The organism is Clostridium omnivorum (assembly GCF_026012015.1).
Lineage (GTDB): Bacteria > Bacillota > Clostridia > Clostridiales > Clostridiaceae > Clostridium_AX > Clostridium_AX omnivorum.
This window is the reverse complement of record NZ_BRXR01000001.1, coordinates 2,373,995-2,392,931: the sequence shown is the minus strand read 5'-3', so window position 1 is coordinate 2,392,931 and position 18,937 is coordinate 2,373,995. Positions and strand designations below refer to the sequence as shown.

The window sequence follows — 18,937 nt, the reverse complement described above, 5'->3', positions numbered from 1 at the left end:
CCGCTTTTAAAGGAGCTGCTATTCTTCCATAAGTAAATCTAACATTTTATCGCTATTATTTATAAACCTTTTCATAATCTGATAATGTTCTGTATCCTTATAAGCTACTTCTGTATACCCATTCTTGAGTTCATATATTACCGAATCGGGATAGGACATTATAATTGGCGAATGTGTAGCAATTATAAACTGAGAGTTATCCTGTACTAGCTGATGAAGCCTTGAAAGCATTGTCAGTTGCCTCATTGGAGATAATGCTGCTTCAGGCTCATCTAGAATGTACAAGCCACTTCCCCCAAATCTATTTATAAACACCGATAAAAAAGCCTCTCCGTGGGATTGCTCATGGAGGGATGTGCCTCCATAGGAGTCAACAAGTCTTGCCCCAAGTCCACCTTCATCCAAATCATCAATATTACTAGCTAAATTGTAAAAACTCTCTGCTCTTAAAAAAAATCCGTCCTCTGCTCTCCAAACACCTTTTACAAGTTTTATATAATCATGTAACTCTGAATGAGTAGATCTTGTAGAAAAGTTGAAGTTTATTGTACCCCCCTCTGGATTAAAGCCATAGGCTGCAGCAATAGCCTCTAAAATCGTAGATTTTCCAGTACCATTTTCACCAACAATAAAAGTAACCTTAGGATGAAATTCTAGGGTTGTGAGACTTGAAACTGCCTGAAGGCAAAATGGATACTGTGAAAAGGAAGGCACTTTGCTTCTGCATAGCTCAACACTTCTCAAATATTGATTGATCTTTTGTAATCCCATAAAAAACCTCTCTTTAAAAAACTTTTACTTTCCTTCACTCAAAAACGGCTCATAAACCATGTATGCATGATTTTCTGTTATATATTCATCCTTTATCAATTCATCAAATTTATTATAAACATTTCTGAATATAAGATTATTTCTCATATATCCCCCAAATAAACCTGGGGTTATTGAATGTTCCTTTTCATATACCTCATACTTATATCTGCAGGGCTCAGAGCTTCTTAGTTCACCTGTTAAGTATTCCTTTCCAACGTTAAGCAGCAATTGAAATTCACTGCTTGTTCCATTGTATATCTGAAGGTCTAAATAATTATAAGAACAAGTAGCGCCGGTTCCAAAGGGCTGCGTTCTATTCACATCAGGGAATACATCATGGCTATGTCTATGCCTTTCAACTACAGTTAGAGGACTATGAATGGTCATCCAAAATATTAGGTTTGAAAGCTGACACAACCCACCTCCAACTCCAGCCTTAAAACTGCCATCTGCACATAAAATAAGTCCATCTAAATAACCCTTTTTATATGTTGGTTTACCTATAAGCTTCCAATAAGAAAAAGTCTCCCCTGGCTTTATTACCACACTATTAAGTCTACCTACTGCAATTTTCAGGTTGGTAATTTTATTATACTGCAATTGCATATCCACGTCTTTTAACTTTCGTAAAAGGAGTGTTTTATGAGCAAAAACAACATAAGGCATTACTTTATGGTCTTTAGTATTTGCATAATTCTCTCTGCCAAATAGCCATTGTAAATGTCTTTTTCCTACATAATAATTTTTGCCTAGCATCAATCTAAATTTTGACCTCTTTATTGGTTTTACTTCTCTATTATTCATAACTCTCTAATCCCCAACCCTTAGTCTCATAGTTTAATAATACTATTATATGCTTATTTTAAAAAAACTTGTCCAAGCTTATAGCTATAATTTTCTTGCCCTCTACCTAAACCCCAAAATCATCAATAAGCCATGGTGAAGAGCTGTTTTTTCTTATCACATCAAACCACCAGGTATATTTTCCACTGTCCTGAGGTCCTACTCCATCCTTTTTATATTTAACTTCATACTCCACCCTATATACTTTTAAATTCTCTTCTGTAGTTTCATTTATTTTTCCGTTTCCATTATATAAATAACCTTTTTTCTGAGCTGGGTTTGTCTCTTCCTCTATATTTAAAATTTTAATATAATCTAGATTTTCAAATCCCCAAATGGTATTATTATGCCATTCAGTTAAATTCTCCAGTAGCTTTTCTTTATTTTTCTCATTCATATATTTAAAATAATTTTCTACTATCTTTTGCGAATCTAAGCTGCCTATATTAATAGCATCAACTTTAGAAATTTTAAATTCGCACCACTTAGAAAAAGCACCAAATATTTCTGGATCATCAAAAAAACTATAAATCTTTTCCTTATTTCCAATTATTTTTACAGTAATTTTCTTATCAAGAGCTACCTTAGCTCCATCCACTAAAATATAGCCTTTAGCTCTATAGTCCTCAAAGGATGACTTTTCTGTTACTAGAATATCATTTATGAAAAATGCTTTGACTTCACTTCTAATAGCTCCATCTGTGAGCTTTTTTATGTATTCATTATTTATCTTAATACTATCGCTGCTGGCATTTTTTCGTGGAGTTATTGTAATCTCAACTCCAGAGCCATTTGTTATATCTTTAGATAGGTGAAGACCATTATCCTTTTTTATAGCAGCAGCATTATTATCTATTTTGGCATCCAATTTAACACTGTTTTTATAATGTGAAACAACCGATGGCACTACTATAAGAACGGCTGCAAAGGCTGCTACTTCTAGCATTTCAACAACTCTTATTCTTGAAATCAATTTGGATATTTTATATTTTATTCCTGCTTTTTTTGCCTGTGCTCTTGCTTCTACAGCATTTAAAATTTCCATACTTCTGCTATCTTGCAATTTCATGCTGGCAGCTTCAGCTTCAAAGGAATTTTTAATAATATCATCAAAATTCATATATGGCATCCTCCTTATCTTCTTCTTCCATATCAAATGCCTTCTTCAATTCTTTTTTACCGTAAAAGAGTCTTGATTTTACGGTTCCCTCAGAACATCCCATAATATTGCTTATTTCTTTTATACTCATATTGTTGTAGTAATAAAGAGTTATTACAGTTCTATGTTTAACAGGCAATGAATAAACCACCTCCATTACCTTTTCCTGAAACTCTTTTCTAATCAGTATATTATCTGGGAGGCTGAACTTTTCACTTATTAAAAAGTCCTCTACCATTATCTTTTCATCTATAGATGAAGTGCTGAACTTATTTAGCTTTCTAAAAAAAGAGGAACATAAATTAACCGTAATTCTATAAAGCCAAATTTCAAACACCTTGTTATTCTGCAGCTTATGTATTTTTAAATATACTTTTAGAAAAACCTCTTGAACTACATCTTCAGCATGCTGTCTATCCTTCATTATGAAATAGGCAGTACTAAAAACCTTTTGCTCATAATAATGAAAGATAGTTCTAAATGCTTGTTTATCCCCTTCCTTAGCTTTTTCTATAATACTTTCCTCAATCAAAACTCAATGCCCCCTTATATGCATTCATAGCCATAAAATAAATCCTCTGACTCAAATAAAGACAGAGGATTTTATAAAAAGGTTCAATTTACTTGTTAGTTAAATTAATTTTTAGCACAGTTTACTCCCAAGCCTTCCAAACTTCCGGCTGATAGCCTACGGTTGCCTGCTTTCCATTCCTCACTACAGGAGTTTTGAAAAGCTTTGGATTATTTAGAAGCAGCTCTTCTTTTATTTGATCACTCATTATGTGTGCTATATTGAGTTTTTCGTACTCTTTAGAAGAGCTATTTATTAAATCTTTAAGTCCCACAGCGCTTTTAACACTTTGAAGCTCTCCTTTGCTCATTCCCTTTTGCAGCAAATCAATTAATTGATATTTTATTCTTCTCTCTTTAAAATATCTTTCTGCCTTTTTTGTATCAAAGCACTTGCTCACACCAAAAATTTGAATATTCACTAGTATACAACTCCTTAAGAGGGTATTATGATATTGAGAAAAGAGCCTAAACTTCTTCCGTTGAAATTACTTCATCTGTTTCTGCATTCCAGGTGAATTTATTCTTAATAGGTATAATAGTGCCTCTTTTAATCTTTACACCTCTTCCTAGTTCTACGTAGAACCTTCTCTTCCTGTTCTTACTATACTTTTTATATGCATACACTCCAGCAGCTGCTAAACAATATGCAGCAGCAATTCCAAGACCTAACTCCTTCTTCTTCATAAACCAATCCTCATCTTTCATTTGTTATTATAATATAAACATACCATATTTTATAAATTTGTCACCTTTTTTTTAACTAATGAATCCATAAAATGCCTTACAGCTAATTTAGGATGATAGAATATCATTCTAGGCCCAGAATACTTCATTACATTTTGAACTTTTACTCTCATAGCTGGCTTATAACAGTGTACCGTACACTTTCCACACACTGGTTTGTCTATACCGAACTTACAGCTGCTTAGTCTCTTATCAGCATAATCCAAAAGCTCTTTGCAGTCTTCACACAATTCCTCTTCTGAATGTTTATCTTTACAATATAGCGTTATCATTTCCTCTATAGTTGCTTTTTCTCTATGTATTCTATCATTCTCTTTCATATTTATTCCCCCAATATATAATTAACTACAAAAATGGACCCTTTTGTTTTAATTTTAATGATAATATTTTGCAAAAAAATAAATTACATAAATCCAGCTTAGGCATCCGTGAATTATAGCCCAACCTATAGATTTCCAAGTAGTATAGGATATAACCATAGCAAGGCATGTTCCAAAGGTTACCCCGTGCTTAACTATTTCCTTGTTCTTTTTTTCCATTATTAACCCCCCCTATTATTTATTACTTTTATATTCTATTATAACACATTAGCCACTATTATCCATATTATGTAAATAGCTTATTGCTATATATTCTTTACTTTTATAATATTCAAATCGTTTAAAAAATTTATCAATAAAAAGTTACAGCTTTATGTACAATTTTTTAAGTCTAATATTTTTTAAAACAAAAAAGCAGACTATAAAAGTCTGCTAGAGGGGTTATCTTTTGTAAAAAACTATATTTTAAATTTACTTACTAGTGTATCTAATTCTTCAGCCAAGTTACTTAGAGCTTCAGCAGAAGCTGTAACCTCATGTAGTCCTGCTAGTTGCTCTTCAGATGAAGCACTTACTTCCTCAGTTGATGCTGCTGTTTCCTGGGATACTGTAGCAATTTCATCTATCTTTCCAACAACAGTATTTTTATTTAAATTAATTTGTTCTAATGCACCATTAACCTTGTTTATATTTACTTCAAGTGTTTTTATTGCATTTTCAATGCTTTCAAAGCTAGAGCTTGTTACATCCATGCTTTCTACTGTCTTAGCATTTAAGGACTTATTCATTTCTATCCTTTGAAGTACTGCAGCTATGCTATTTTTAATTTCTATAATCACTGTATTGATTTCTGAAGCAGAAACTGAAGATTGTTCAGCAAGCTTTCTTACCTCATCAGCAACTACAGCAAAGCCTCTGCCTGCCTCTCCTGCTCTTGCAGCTTCTATGCTGGCATTAAGAGCAAGTAAGTTTGTCTGTTCAGTAATCTCAGTTATTGTATCTGTTATGGAACTAATCTTATTAGAATTTTGGGAAAGTATTTCAACTTCCTTAGCTAATTCCAAATTAGCCTGAGAAGTCTGTTCAAAAGTAGTAGTTAAGTTCTGAACTAGCTTCATACCATTTTCAGTATGCTCTTTTACCTCAAATGAAGCCTTAACCATATCCTTTGAATCATCCATGGCTTTATTAACTTCTTCTCCAAGCATGCCTACAGCCTCAGCACTATCTTCCAAACTTGAAGCTTGGTTTGTAGCACCATTTGCAATCTCCTGAACGGCTCTTGATACTTCATCACCTATGGCATTAGATTCTTCAGTTATAGCTGCTAGTGATTGTGATGACTCCCTAATCTTTGAAGAAGTGGCTGTTACACTTTGCATCATGTTAACTATATCATTAATCATGCCATTTGTAGCTTCAGTAATAACCGCAAGCTCATGGCTCATTTTCTTATCCTCTGCTACCTTAACTGTAAAATCACCCTGTTTAATTCTATCAAGTACAACTACAATCTTCTTCAATGGCTTCACAATGCTATTAGAAAAGATATACCCTGTTAGAGCAGCCAATGCTAATGAAATAAGCCCAATCATCAATGATAAATTTCTGCTGTGAGCTACCTGATCAAGAAGCTCTTTTTCTGGAACAAGTCCAACTATCTTCCATTCAGTAGCCTTGTCCTGCATTACACTATAAATCATATTTTGGTTTCCAATAGCAACTTTTCCTTTGCCCTCTTTGTTTGATATAACACTATCAATCCATGTTTCACTCTTAGAATCTTTATTTAATAAATCCTTATTCTTATGTGCTATAACCTTACCACTTGGATCAAGCAATGCTACATAGCCGTCTTGTCCTATCTTCATGGATGCTATGGACTCTGATAATGTACTAAGCTTTACGTCTATTGCTACAACACCTATGATATCCCCGCTCTTTTCATCTGGCACTGCCTTAGCAAAAGTAACAATATACTTTCCTTTTTCTGCAGCATCTTCATAAGGCGCAGTAATAATTGCTTGTCCTTTTTTATCTACTGCTTCTTTATACCAATCCCTCTGTCTAGGATCATACCCATCTGGAAGCTTTTGTTCTGGCATTAGCATCATCTTGCCGTCTTTTACACCATAATATGCACTAACTACATCCTTATGAGTATCCAAAAATGATTGGAAGGACTTTTTAAGCCACTGTTCACTATCTGGATTATTTAATATTGCTAAAGCATTAGGATCCTTTGATAACATATCAATAGATTCTATATTACTTTTAGCTATACCCTTTATTACCTCTGAAACTCTGTTAACATTATCTGCTGTCGATACAGAAAAGGTATTCTCCACGGTTCCCTTTTCCCTATAAAAGTTTATACCCGAAATAGCCAATGTTGGAATAAGTACAGCTATAAACATTATTATAATAATCTGACTTCCCAATTTCATCTTTTTATTCATCTATTATCCTTCCCTTCATCATAATAAAGTTCTTTGTCTTTATTTCGTCATTTTTCTTAAATACTTTATATGCAATTTGCAATATTTCGTCATTTTTAGTCGACATTTTTAAGGACAAATATATGGCAATTATTATTTCAGCTAATTTTTTGAAAAAACATTCCAGTTAAAATTCACAAAGTTCAATATTATACCAATGTAAATGACTTTATTCGACAAAATAAGACCTAACTAATAACATTAATATTATTAGTTAGGTCTTTTTAATTATTTTTCTTCACTTATATTCACTTTATGCTTATGCCTGTCATTAATATAAACTAAATTTCCATCAATAATAGTTAATATTACCCTAGACATTATATCCATTGGATTTCCAGTATATACAGCTATATCCGCATCATATCCTTCTTTAATTTTCCCCAGCCTATCCTGCAGACCTAATATTTCTGAGGGCCAGCTTGTTATTGCCTTAATACCATCAGTACATTTAAGTCCTTCAGATACAGCCAGAATAGCTACTGCCCTAAGCTGATCAATAGAGTTATAAGGGTGATCCGTCATCAAGGCAATTTTTACTCCAGCCTCAACTAAATGCAGTGCAGCACTGTAATCTCTGGATATGAGCTCCATTTTTATTCTTGGAGTTAGCATAGGGCCAAAAGCTACAGGTACTTTTTTCTCTACAAGATATTCACTTACCTTATTTGCCTCCGTACCATGCTCAATAACCAGCTTCTGTATGTTAAATTCCTCTGCTATCCTTATAGCAGTCACAATATCATCTGCTCTATGTGCATGAGCTCGCACATAGAGTTGGCCTTTCAAAACGGGAATAATTGCTTCAAGCTTCATATCCCTTTCCAAAATTTTTCCCTGTTCTTTATTCACCATATAATCTTGAGCTCTCATAAAGGTTTCCCTTATAAGAGCTGCAACTCCCATTCTAGTTACTGGACATTTATCCTTAGTTCCATAGGTGCCCATAGGATCTTCTCCAAAGGCAATTTTAATCCCTAAGGGATTTTGAATTACCATTTTATCAATAATATTTCCATAGGTTTTCATAGTAAGATTCTGCCCTCCAATAGCGTTATTACTGCCTGGAGTACACATAACGCAGGTAACCCCCGATCTTACTGCATCCGGAAAAGCCATATCCAAGGGGTTTACTGCATCTAGTGCTCTTATGTGAGGAGTCACGGGCCCAGAGGTCTCATTATTATCTAGACCTAATTTTCCAGTACCTTCTTCAATAATTCCCATATGAGTATGACAATCTATAAGACCAGGCATAACTCTATTTTCTCTGACATCAACAACTCTTAAATTTTCACCTTCAAAATCTATACTTGCTTTTATCTGCTTAATTTTATTACCTTCAATTAGAATATCCTTTTTGTCTTCTCTCCCGCTATCTGTATCTGTTAAAATACAGTTCTTCAATAGTAGGTACTGCATATTTTTCTCCTTCCACTGGTCACACTGGATAACTTATTGGCGCCAATTCTCACCGGCAAGTGTCCGGGGTAGTTCTTAACTCAAATTTTCTCTAGCAATAGTTAGTTTCTCTTAAACCTCTAAAAAAATGCAAAAAATACCCTTGGATTAAAATCCAAGGGTATTTTAAAAAATTAAATTATGCTCCTAATGTTGCTACCATAACAGCTTTTATAGTATGCATTCTATTTTCAGCTTCATCAAATACTACAGAATGCTTGCTTTCAAATACTTCATCAGTAACTTCCATTTCTTTTAATCCAAACTTCTCGTAGATATCCATACCTACTTTTGTTTTTAAATCATGGAATGCTGGTAAGCAGTGCTCAAATAGAACATTTGGGTTTCCAGTCATATTTAACATTTCCATATTAACTTGATATGGCTTTAATAGTTTTATTCTTTCTGCCCAAACTTCGTCTGGTTCTCCCATGGATACCCAAACGTCTGTGTAAATTACATCTGCTCCCTTAACGCCTTCTGCTATATTGTCAGTTACAGTTATCTTTGCTCCTGTTTCCTTAGCGGCTTCTCTGCACTTTTGAAGCAGCTCTTCAGTTGGGAATAATGACTTTGGAGCAATTATTCTAAAGTCCATACCAACCTTAGCTGCACCTATCATTAATGCATTAGCAACGTTATTTCTTCCATCTCCTGAATATACAAATACCATTTTGTTATATGGCTTATTTAAATGTTCTTTAGCAGTTAAAAAGTCAGCAAGAACTTGAGTTGGATGGTCAGCATCTGTTAAACCATTCCATACTGGTACTCCTGAATACTTAGCTAAATCTTCAACTGTCTTTTGAGAAAATCCTCTATATTCGATACCATCATACATTCTTCCAAGTACTCTAGCTGTATCTGCTATAGATTCCTTTTTACCCATTTGGCTTCCTGATGGTCCAAGATATGTAACATGAGCACCTTGATCTAATGCTGCTACTTCAAAAGAACATCTTGTTCTAGTTGAGTCTTTTTCAAATAGTAGAACTATATTCTTTCCCTTTAATTTTTGTTGTTCAGTTCCAGCATATTTTGCCTTTTTTAATTCTGATGATAAGTCTAGTAGAAATTCTACTTCCTTTGGGCTGTAGTCTAAAAGAGTTAAAAAGCTTCTGTTTCTTAAATTGTACATTTTAGTTCCTCCTTATTTAAACAATACAAAATTATTTTTTGTTAATTTAACTTATTATATTGATATTATATTTCTTCTCTATGCAGTGGCATGGACATACATCTTGGGCCGCCTCTTCCTCTGCTAAGTTCACCTGAAGGTATGGATAATACATTTACATTATGTTTATCTAAAATTTCATTAGTAATGTAATTCCTCTCATAAGTTATAACTTTTCCAGGAGCTATTGCAAGAGTGTTGGACCCGTCATTCCATTGTTCTCTTCTTGATATTACTCTATCTCCACCGCCGCATCTGATTAAGGTAATATCCTTCTCTAAATATTTTGAAAGAATTCTTTCTAGGCTATCTTCTTGTTCTTCTATTAATAATTCCTTATTTTTAGCATCATAGCTTATAGCACTTACCTTTAAATTACCTTCTATACCTTCATGTACAGTAAATTTATCATAATCAATCATTGTAAATACTGTATCAAGATGCATGAATGCTCTTGACTTTGGTATATCAAACATAAGCACTGTCTTAAAGCTTTCATTAGCTTCAAATAGATTTTTAGCTACTTTTTTAATAGCTTCTACACTTGTTCTTTCACTGTGCCCAATAGCCAATACATCCTTAGATAGAACTAATTCATCTCCACCCTCTATACTGAATTCTTCATCTCTATTATACCAGAGTGGGATGTTGGAATTTTTAAATTGAGGATGATATTTAAAAATATATTTTGCAAAAATAGTTTCTCTTCTTCTAATATTGTTCTTCATGGAATTTAACGTTATCCCGCTTCCTATTGAAGCAAAAGGATCTCTTGTAAAGTAAAGGTTTGGCATTGGTTCCATAATAAATGGATAATCATCATTATCTTCACTTAAGCCAATTTCCTTTTTCCTTGTACCAGCTATTACTTTATCTATCATCTCTTTTTCTGGCAGCTGAAGCAAAAAGTCCTTTAATAGCTTTGCTGTTTCCTTATCCTCTACAAAGCATTCTGCTATTACTTCATTTAAGAAGCTTGCTTTAACCTCTTTGTCCTTAACAGCTAAAGCCGCTAAATTTTCAACGTAAAGTACTTCTACTCCATTGTCTGAAAGCACCTTTGCAAAGTTATCATGTTCACTTCTTGCAACCTTCAAAAATGGTATATCATCAAACAATAATCTGGATAAATGCTCTGGAATTAAATTTTCTATTTCCCCTCCTGGTCTGTGAAGGAGTACAGTTTTAAGATTACCTATTTCATTATAGACTCTTATTTTTCTATCAGTTTCCATTTAAGGCTCCTATCTAAAAAACAATCCTGGTGCCGGAAGTACCTTGTAATGCTTCCTTTGCCTCTGAAAGTGAAGCTATTATAGCAATCTTATTTTTATTGTACTGAACAAACTTCTTGCAGGCCTCTACTTTAGGGAGCATACTTCCAGGAGCAAATTGTTTTTCATTAATATATTTATCAACTTCTTCAAGACTCATCACATCAATAGCCTTTTGATCTGGCTTATTAAAGTTTACACAAACTTTATCAACTGCTGTTAATACAACTAGAGCATCTGCATCTAGTATTTCAGCTAACTTTTCAGCAGCAAAATCTTTATCTATAACTGCTGGAACTCCTTTAACCTCACCATTTTCAAGTATTACTGGAATTCCTCCGCCTCCGCAGGAAATTACTACTGTTCCAGCATCTACAAGCCCTTTTATGATATCCTTTTCAACTACATCAATTGGCTTTGGTGATGCAACTACTCTTCTATAGCCTCTTCCTGCATCTTCCTTCATTACATAACCTTTTTCTTCAGTCAATACTTCTGCTTCTTCCTTACTGTAGAAAGATCCTATAGGCTTTGTAGGATTTTTAAAACCTGAATCATTTTTATCAACAATAACTTGGGTAACTATGGTACCCACATTTTTATTTATATTTCTTTTTCCTAATTCTTCAGCTATTGCATTTTGCAAATGGTATCCTATATATCCTTGTGAAAATGCACCACATACGTCAAAAGGGAATAAAACATTAGCACTGTTTGACTTATGTCCAGCTTCAACAGAACTCAAAATTTGTCCTACCTGTGGTCCATTTCCATGAACTACAGAAATAGTATGTCCTTCCTCAATTAAATCTACAATTGATTTTGCAGTTTCCCTGCAAGTTCTTAATTGTGATTCTGCACTTGCATCCTTTGGGTCAGCTTGAAGTGCATTTCCTCCTAATGCTAATACTATTTTCATAAAACCCCTCCTGTATTCCTTTTCTACAATTAACAATCAACAATGGTTCAATAACAAGCTGATATCATATTGTCCTTGTGTTTACAAGTCCGAATTTTCATAATTTTGTACTTTCATAGTACCTTAGCTGTAAAAGCTTGTCAACAACTTGATTTTAGCCATTAATGCATAAGTATTCCCGCATATTACATTTTACTAAAATTTTAAATATGGCTAATTTTCTCTATCTTATATTTACCAAAGTAAAACTTTTAATCCATCTCTTAATACAATTGCATAACTATATGCATTTTATGAATAAGTATATACAAAAAAAATTTTTTTCCTGAGGCTTTTTTAAATTATTTGACATAATAATCTTATGGGAATATAATAATAGTATCACAACATACCCCCGTGGGGTAAAGGAGGGATTTTATGAATATTTCATTTGATGAAAATACAAAGGAAGCTCTTCAAAAGGCCCTTGAAAGCAGAAATAAAAGTGCAGTAAGGCTTATGATAGATGGCTTTGGCTGAGGCGGCCCAACCTTTGGAGTTGCTCTGGATGAGCAAAAACAAGATGATGAGGTAAAAGTAATAGAAGATATTAAATTTGTAGCTGAAAAGGACATCTCTTTCCTTTTTGAAGATGCAAAACTATTACACAGAAATGGTGTCTTTGGTTCACGTTTTGATATAACCACAGGCAGAGGTTCTGGCAGCTGCTAAAAAAGTATAGGTTAAAATTAATTTATTTTTAAAAAAGGCGGAAATTTTGCATCGCAAAATTTCCGCCTTTCTCTCTCTTACTTCTTACCTCTTACCTATTCTCTATTCCTGCCCTTCTATACAGTTCTACAAAATGACCTACAGGTCCTACTCCTTTTCCAATAGAAAAAGAATTTTCTATTGCTTTTGTTATATAGTCCTTGGATAGTTTAGCAGCTTCTTCAACGCGATAACCCAGAGCCAAATAGGATGCTATAGCTGAAGATAGTGTACACCCTGTTCCGTGGGTATTTATAGTATTTATTCTGCTGCCTTCGAGTACCACAAAATTATTATCACTTAGCAAAATATCTTTGGCATCATTACATCTATGTCCTCCCTTAACAAGTACATGCTTTGCACCCATAAGAGCTATTTTTTGTGCTGCTTTCTCCATTTGTTCTTCATTTTCTATTTTCATATCTACTAAAGTTTCAGCCTCAGGTATATTAGGTGTAACAACATCCGCAATTGCTATAAGATTTTTAATTTCAGATACTGCTTCAGGCTTTAATAAAAAGTAGCCACTTTTTGATATCATTACAGGATCTACGACTATATTTTTTGCTTTATATTTTAAAAGCTCTTCTCTTATTATTTTTATGATTTCTGCATTAGAAACCATTCCTATCTTAACCGCATCTACTTCTATATCTTCAAAAATGCACTCTATTTGAGCCTTCACCATTTCTCTGCTTAATTCAGCTACATCATATACACCTGTAGTATTTTGTGCAGTTACAGCAGTTATTACACTCATGCCATAAACTCCAAGGGCACTCATGGTTTTTATATCTGCTTGTATCCCTGCTCCACCACAACTGTCAGAACCAGCAATAGTTAAAACCTTTTTCATACTCTCACTCCTTATAATATAAAAAATATTAGCATCTTAATTTAATAGCTTAGCTAAAAATTTACCTTAAAGTTTGTTTAAAATAAAAAAAGTGTGCTTAAAGGCAGCACACTAAATTATTCTAGTAATATTAGCACATAGCTCCCTTCGCTGGTATTAACCAGATCAGGTTATAAGGGTTGGATTACAGTCCTCTCAGCCAAAGGCACCCCTGCACAAGGATTTTTTAATTTTACATACTTATTCTAATACATACTGAATTAAAACTCAATAAAAATAAACAAAAAAAATTGGTGTTAGACACTTCCAACACCACCATTGGCAAGGGATTTTCTCTAAGGGGGATCTCGCTTGCTAATATAATACTATCATAATTTTGTTAATAATTTGTTAAGCAATGGTTACATATTGGTGAACCCGAGCAATTCATAAACTTGCATAATTTTAAAGAGCTTTTTTTGAATATTATCATAAGAATATTATTTAAAATAAAACTTAAACAATAAATTGGCTATTTTACTAATAAAAGCTCAGTAAAGCAAGCCCTATTACTTTTCCATAGTATTTATGGTGCTAGATAAATTGTTAATGCTGCTTGTAAGACTCTCCAGCTTTCCCTCTATTCTTACAAGTAAATAGATAGATACAGCTATTGGAAATCCCACATTCCCTATTAAACTTATTAAAGCATCCATCAATATCACTCCTTTCAATAAATAAATATGCATTAAAGCAAAATATATATAATTACCTTTAGCAATTGTTGTATATTTGACATGAAATGATAAAATATTTCAAAAAATACGCAAAAACTTGTTGACATAATTTTCAGAATATTGTATTATTAATATATAAAATAAATCACTTTAAAAAGAAGAACTTTTTTAGAAAGAGGTGATTCCAAAAGATTAGTTAAAGAAGCTAAATCCCCATCTGTATCCTCTTTGCAAAGGGTTTATGTATAGATCAAAACCACTTTATTTTCACACAGAGGATTTCAGTTCACAGTTTCAACTATTAACTAATTTGAAAGGAGTGTTGCCAAAAGTTGCAAGAAGAGACTCCCCCAAATCATAAAGGAAGTTAGGATGATTAGACCATTTAGTAATATCATCCTAACTTCTTTTTTTGATACTTTTATCCGATTACTACCCACTCTGATGCCAAGAACTCTGTTTATAGTGCATAAAAAAAGCAGAGGATTATTCCCCTGCTGCTAGTTCACACATATTTTTAATTTTTCAATTCTCTTTTCATTTACCTTTTCAATTTTAAAAATTAAATTTTCATACTCTATTATGTGTTCCTCATCTTCTTTTGGTATACTTCCAAGAAGATCTAAAACAAATCCACCAATAGTATCATAATTTTCTGAAGGCAGCTCCACATGAAGTGTTTCATTTATATCATTTATTGGTACTATACCGTCAACTATAAAAGTATGGGCATCAATTGACTTTATATCTTCAGATTTTATATCGTCATATTCATCAAAAATATTTCCTACTATTTCTTCAATTAAGTCTTCTATAGTTACTATACCAGAGAATCCACCGTACTCATCAATAAGCACAGCCATATGGTTTTTAGTACTTTGAAGTTCCCTAAACAAGGAATCAATATTCTTTGTCATAGGCACAAAATAAGGTGGTCTTAGCATAGCCCTTATACTATCTATGGTCAATTCCTTTTTTCTCATTTCAATAAATAAATCTTTCATATATAAGATTCCAATTACATTATCAATGTCCTCTTCATAAACAGGCACTCTGGAATACTGCTCTTCTATAACTTGGTTGATTATCTCATCGATTGGAGTGTCTATATCTATTGCAAACACATCGGTTCTTGGAGTCATGACCTCTTTAGCTAGTGTATTATCGAATTCAAAAATACCGTCTATCATCTCTTTTTCAGTCTGATTAAGAACTCCATTTTCTTCGCCTACGTCAATCATCATTCTTATTTCCTCTTCTGAAACCTTTTCTTCAATACTATCATCTTTGATTCCAAAAATTCTGAGCATTATATTTGAAGATAACGTAAGAATTTTAACAAAGGGCAGTGCAATTTTGGAAACAACTAAAATTGGATTTACTGCAAACCTAGCCACAGCCTCTGCATTATGCAGCGCTACTCTCTTAGGAAATAACTCTCCAAATACTAAAGTTATATAAGAAAGAATAATAGTTACAAGTACCAAGGATATTTCTTCACTACCAGGTATGTTTGCTCTGCTTAAAGCCTCAGTTAAAGGCTTTGATAAACTTGTAGCAGCAGATGCACTGGCTAAAAACCCTGCCAAGGTAATTCCAACCTGTATAGTAGCTAAGAACTTACTTGGTTCTTCTAAAAGTTTTAATAAGGTAATTGACTTCTTATCTCCTTCATTGGCAAGATGAGTGATTTTAGCCTTATTCAGAGATACAATAGCCATCTCCGAAGCCGCAAAAAATGCGTTAATAGCCATCAAAACTAAAATCAAAATAATCTCAAGCGTTATACTGTCCGGCTCACCAGCCATTAATATTTCCCCCTTTATGTTAAAAACATTTTTAATATTATTATATCACAGCTAAAAAGCCGCAAACAACATAAACCGTAGTATATAATTCTACAACTATAAGCTTATCCTACTAATAAGTATATGTCAAAAGCTTCAAATATACTTATTAGCTGATATTTATTCTTCAGCCTAAAAGAAGAATAAATATTGTCCAATAATACACAATATCTCCATTTACTTTCTATTTCATAGTAAATCATAGTCAAAATTAAAAGGCAGGCACTAAACCTGTCTTATAATTTAAGCTATTCTTGATTATATTCATCTACTATCTTTTTAGCAAACTTTTTAATAACACTTGCTTGAGCAATTAAGGTCATAACTACTAAAAACATGGTTATACGTTCTTCATTCTCATCGCTCAAGTTGTTTTCCTTCATTATTCTATTTAATTCACCTTTATCAAAGTGCTCTTCAGATAAAAAGTCTTTAAATACTTCCTCCTGAATATGTGAGAATATCTTATAAGCTTTCTCCCAAGAAATAATATCATCGTTTCTATTATTAATGTCATTGAAAACTAAATGAAACACTTTTTTAATTTCTTCTGTAGTTAATATTGGTCTCATATAACTAAGCAGTACAAGCTGAGCTAAATGGTCCTTTTTATATCCTCGCTTCTTCCCGTCATCTGGCTTTGAAATTACCTCACCTTTAATATAGTTTTGAACTATATTGCTAGTATATTTTTCATCTTCAAATTTATCGTTTAAAAAATCTATTACTTGTGATAAAAAAAGATCATAATGGGGTAAATCGTCAAAAGGCACAATACTATTTTTAGACATTTCGGCTGCCAAGTCCTTAATATCATCCATAGTAAACTTATTATTTTTTTCCACTTGTGTCACCTCCAAAAACTGTATTATTATAGTAGTATAAGAAATTGTAAATATGTACCTAATATGCAGTAAGTTAGATTTTTTTAAGTTTTATATTACTTTATACCATTGTTCTTACTTATTATTATAAGGTATGATTAACCTCATTACAAGTTTAATTTTATAAATTTTCGCAATAAATTATGAAGATATTTAAAGAAATAGTGAGATAATGGAAGATTTATAATTCTACTAGCTATACATAGTTTATATCAATCCCAAAAGAGATTAAATTCAACTTGTAATACAGTATATGATACCATATAATAAATACATGATTTATTTTTTAATAGTAAATATGACTTTTGAAAGCTAAACTATTAAACCTTCTATGGCTTTAAAACTGCTGTTTAGTGCATAAAAACACTTTATCTTTTGGGGGTGAAAGAAATTAGTAAAAAGCGTTTTTTATTGACACTACTACTTGCTTTCCTATTTATATCTGTAGATATTTTTACGGCAGATGTAATTAATATACTTACGGAAAGGCCATCCGTTAGCGTAGTCTATGCTGCACCAAAGGGCGGCAGCAGCAGTGGTGGTTTTAAGTCAGGAAGCTATAGTTCATCAAGTTCTTCTTCTAGCTCATCGAAGCCTTCTTCTAGCTCAAAATCATCATCTGGGGGCTTTAAATCAGGAAGTTATAGTACTCCAAAATCTATGCCAGGAAGTTCTAGTTCCAGTTCTTCTAAAAACTCCAGTTCTTCAGGAAGTTCTGATGCTTCAAAATCCTCCTCTGGAGGCTTTAAATCTGGAAGCTACAGTACTCCGAAAACTATGCCAGGAAGTTCTAGTTCCAGTTCTTCTAAAAACACTAGTTCTTCAGGAAGTTCTAGTTCTTCTAAAGGATCTAGTTCTTCAGGAAGCTCTAGTTCCAGTTCTTCTAAAGACTCTAGTTCTTCAGAACGCTCAAATACTTCAGGGAGTTCTGCAAAATCTAAGGCCGCTTCTGGAGGCTTTAAGTCTGGAAGCTATAGCACACCGAAAACTATGCCAGGAAGTGTTAGCGCTAATTCCAATTCTTCGGTAGACTACAGCTCGGAAGATTATAGTACGGATTCAGATTCGCAAAGCACTACGGATCCCTCTAGCAGTTACAGTGATTCTAGTAGTGGAAACCAAAACAGCTATGAATCAGTGCCTGCCCCTGTTACTTGGGGTTCGCACACTCAAAACAGCTTGTCTGGAACAGCTACTAATGCTGTAGGAGGCTTCTTCCGAGGTGTTTTGAGATTTATATTAACTATAATTGTAATAATAGTAATCTTTAATATATTTAAAAAACCAAAAAGATAATTCAATTTTAAGGAGGAAAATATTAAATGGGTATTTTCAACAGATTATCAAACATTATGAGAGCAAAGGCAAATAACGCAATAGATGAAATGGAGAATCCAATCGAGCTTTTGGATCAAAAAATTAGAGATATGGAAGAGAGCTTAAACACAGCTAAGCTTTCCTCAGCTCAAATACTTGGTAATGCACACGAAATTGAAAAGAAGATGGAAGCTGCAAAGGCTGAATCAAAGGATTATGACGAAAAAGTTAAACTTGCTATGAGTAAGGGCAATGAAGAATTAGCTAAAAAGGCTCTTGAAAGAAAGCTCGAAGCTGACAAATCCTATAACGCCTTAAGTGCTAGTTATGTAGATGCTAAGCAAAAGGCTGATGCTGTAAAGAATAAGCTAAGAGATCTAGAGCAGGAAATTGAGCAAACTAGAAGATACAGAGATGAAGCTGCTGCTAGATATAACAACGCTGAAGCTACAGGTAAAGTAAACGAAATTCTAGCTAATGTAGATACTAAAAACAATAGAATTAATATGGACGATATTGAAAGAAAGATTCAAAAGAAGGAGTCCTATGCTGAAGGTCTTGGAGACCTAAGAGAGGATAACTCCTTAGATAAAGAATTTGAAAAACTTGGAGAATTTGATTTAGACGAAGAACTTAAAAAATATAAACAAAACTAAGGTTACTTAATATTTTAATATAAACAGCTACAATGGGATTTCAGACGATAAAGAATTGCTCTTTGTAGTATTCATTTATTTAAGGTAGAAGAAAGGGGTAGCTACTGCTGCTCCTTTTTGATAAACACTT

Annotated in this window: 19 protein-coding genes and 1 riboswitch; of the genes, 2 read left to right on the top strand and 17 right to left on the bottom strand. The window is 33.2% G+C overall.

The window, feature by feature from the left end; genetic code table 11:
* Window positions 1-18: 18 nt before the first annotated feature.
* The 17 genes from bsdE14_RS11475 to bsdE14_RS11395 form a co-directional block, all read right to left on the bottom strand.
* Complete coding sequence (locus bsdE14_RS11475) at window positions 19-771, bottom strand: AAA family ATPase (protein ID WP_264850074.1); 753 nt, start codon at window positions 769-771, stop codon at window positions 19-21.
* Between the two features lie 24 nt (window positions 772-795).
* On the bottom strand, window positions 796-1,617 hold the full coding sequence (locus tag bsdE14_RS11470) for a VanW family protein (protein WP_264850073.1): 822 nt from the start codon (window positions 1,615-1,617) through the stop codon (window positions 796-798).
* A 106-nt stretch (window positions 1,618-1,723) separates the two neighbouring features.
* Window positions 1,724-2,776 carry a DUF4829 domain-containing protein gene (locus bsdE14_RS11465; RefSeq protein WP_264850072.1) on the bottom strand — a complete coding sequence of 351 codons (1,053 nt, stop codon included), beginning with the start codon at window positions 2,774-2,776 and terminating at the stop codon, window positions 1,724-1,726.
* Window positions 2,766-3,347, bottom strand: a complete 582-nt coding sequence (locus bsdE14_RS11460) for an RNA polymerase sigma factor (protein ID WP_264850071.1) — start codon at window positions 3,345-3,347, stop codon at window positions 2,766-2,768. The genes bsdE14_RS11465 and bsdE14_RS11460 overlap by 11 nt, the downstream gene beginning before the upstream one ends.
* A gap of 121 nt (window positions 3,348-3,468) precedes the next feature.
* The gene (locus bsdE14_RS11455; RefSeq protein ID WP_264850070.1) at window positions 3,469-3,807 is read right to left on the bottom strand and encodes an arsenate reductase family protein; all 339 of its coding nucleotides are present in this window, start codon (window positions 3,805-3,807) and stop codon (window positions 3,469-3,471) included.
* Between the two features lie 46 nt (window positions 3,808-3,853).
* Window positions 3,854-4,093, bottom strand: coding sequence for a hypothetical protein (locus bsdE14_RS11450; protein ID WP_264850069.1), 240 nt, complete (start codon window positions 4,091-4,093; stop codon window positions 3,854-3,856).
* Window positions 4,094-4,122: 29 nt separating this feature from the next.
* On the bottom strand, window positions 4,123-4,452 hold the full coding sequence (locus tag bsdE14_RS11445; protein ID WP_264850068.1) for a nitrous oxide-stimulated promoter family protein: 330 nt from the start codon (window positions 4,450-4,452) through the stop codon (window positions 4,123-4,125).
* Window positions 4,453-4,506: 54 nt separating this feature from the next.
* A complete protein-coding gene (locus tag bsdE14_RS11440; RefSeq protein ID WP_264850067.1) occupies window positions 4,507-4,671 on the bottom strand; it encodes a hypothetical protein in 165 nt (54 codons plus the stop codon).
* 239 nt (window positions 4,672-4,910) lie between these two features.
* The gene (locus tag bsdE14_RS11435) at window positions 4,911-6,911 is read right to left on the bottom strand and encodes a methyl-accepting chemotaxis protein (protein ID WP_264850066.1); all 2,001 of its coding nucleotides are present in this window, start codon (window positions 6,909-6,911) and stop codon (window positions 4,911-4,913) included.
* A gap of 267 nt (window positions 6,912-7,178) precedes the next feature.
* A complete protein-coding gene (locus bsdE14_RS11430; RefSeq protein WP_264850065.1) occupies window positions 7,179-8,372 on the bottom strand; it encodes an amidohydrolase in 1,194 nt (397 codons plus the stop codon).
* Between the two features lie 178 nt (window positions 8,373-8,550).
* Window positions 8,551-9,549 carry an ornithine carbamoyltransferase gene (argF, locus tag bsdE14_RS11425; protein WP_264850064.1) on the bottom strand — a complete coding sequence of 333 codons (999 nt, stop codon included), beginning with the start codon at window positions 9,547-9,549 and terminating at the stop codon, window positions 8,551-8,553.
* A gap of 65 nt (window positions 9,550-9,614) precedes the next feature.
* Window positions 9,615-10,823 carry an arginine deiminase gene (gene arcA, locus bsdE14_RS11420; RefSeq protein WP_264850063.1) on the bottom strand — a complete coding sequence of 403 codons (1,209 nt, stop codon included), beginning with the start codon at window positions 10,821-10,823 and terminating at the stop codon, window positions 9,615-9,617.
* Between the two features lie 13 nt (window positions 10,824-10,836).
* The gene (gene arcC, locus bsdE14_RS11415) at window positions 10,837-11,781 is read right to left on the bottom strand and encodes a carbamate kinase (RefSeq protein ID WP_264850062.1); all 945 of its coding nucleotides are present in this window, start codon (window positions 11,779-11,781) and stop codon (window positions 10,837-10,839) included.
* Window positions 11,782-12,583: 802 nt separating this feature from the next.
* Entirely contained in the window at window positions 12,584-13,387 is an 804-nt protein-coding gene (gene thiD / locus bsdE14_RS11410) for a bifunctional hydroxymethylpyrimidine kinase/phosphomethylpyrimidine kinase (protein ID WP_264850061.1), read from the bottom strand.
* 125 nt (window positions 13,388-13,512) lie between these two features.
* A riboswitch (TPP riboswitch) is annotated at window positions 13,513-13,610 on the bottom strand.
* A 325-nt stretch (window positions 13,611-13,935) separates the two neighbouring features.
* Window positions 13,936-14,082 (bottom strand): YvrJ family protein, encoded by a 147-nt coding sequence (locus bsdE14_RS11405; protein WP_264850060.1) that lies wholly within the window; start codon window positions 14,080-14,082, stop codon window positions 13,936-13,938.
* A gap of 521 nt (window positions 14,083-14,603) precedes the next feature.
* Entirely contained in the window at window positions 14,604-15,911 is a 1,308-nt protein-coding gene (locus tag bsdE14_RS11400) for a hemolysin family protein (protein ID WP_264850059.1), read from the bottom strand.
* Between the two features lie 287 nt (window positions 15,912-16,198).
* Window positions 16,199-16,795 (bottom strand): DUF1836 domain-containing protein, encoded by a 597-nt coding sequence (locus bsdE14_RS11395; RefSeq protein ID WP_264850058.1) that lies wholly within the window; start codon window positions 16,793-16,795, stop codon window positions 16,199-16,201.
* Between the two features lie 420 nt (window positions 16,796-17,215).
* Between bsdE14_RS11395 and bsdE14_RS11390 the strand changes: the two genes are divergently transcribed.
* Together bsdE14_RS11390 and bsdE14_RS11385 are read left to right on the top strand one after the other, a co-directional pair.
* Window positions 17,216-18,130, top strand: a complete 915-nt coding sequence (locus bsdE14_RS11390) for a hypothetical protein (protein WP_264850057.1) — start codon at window positions 17,216-17,218, stop codon at window positions 18,128-18,130.
* 26 nt (window positions 18,131-18,156) lie between these two features.
* Window positions 18,157-18,807: a PspA/IM30 family protein gene (locus bsdE14_RS11385; RefSeq protein ID WP_264850056.1), complete on the top strand. Its 651-nt coding sequence runs from the start codon at window positions 18,157-18,159 to the stop codon at window positions 18,805-18,807.
* Window positions 18,808-18,937 lie beyond the last annotated feature (130 nt).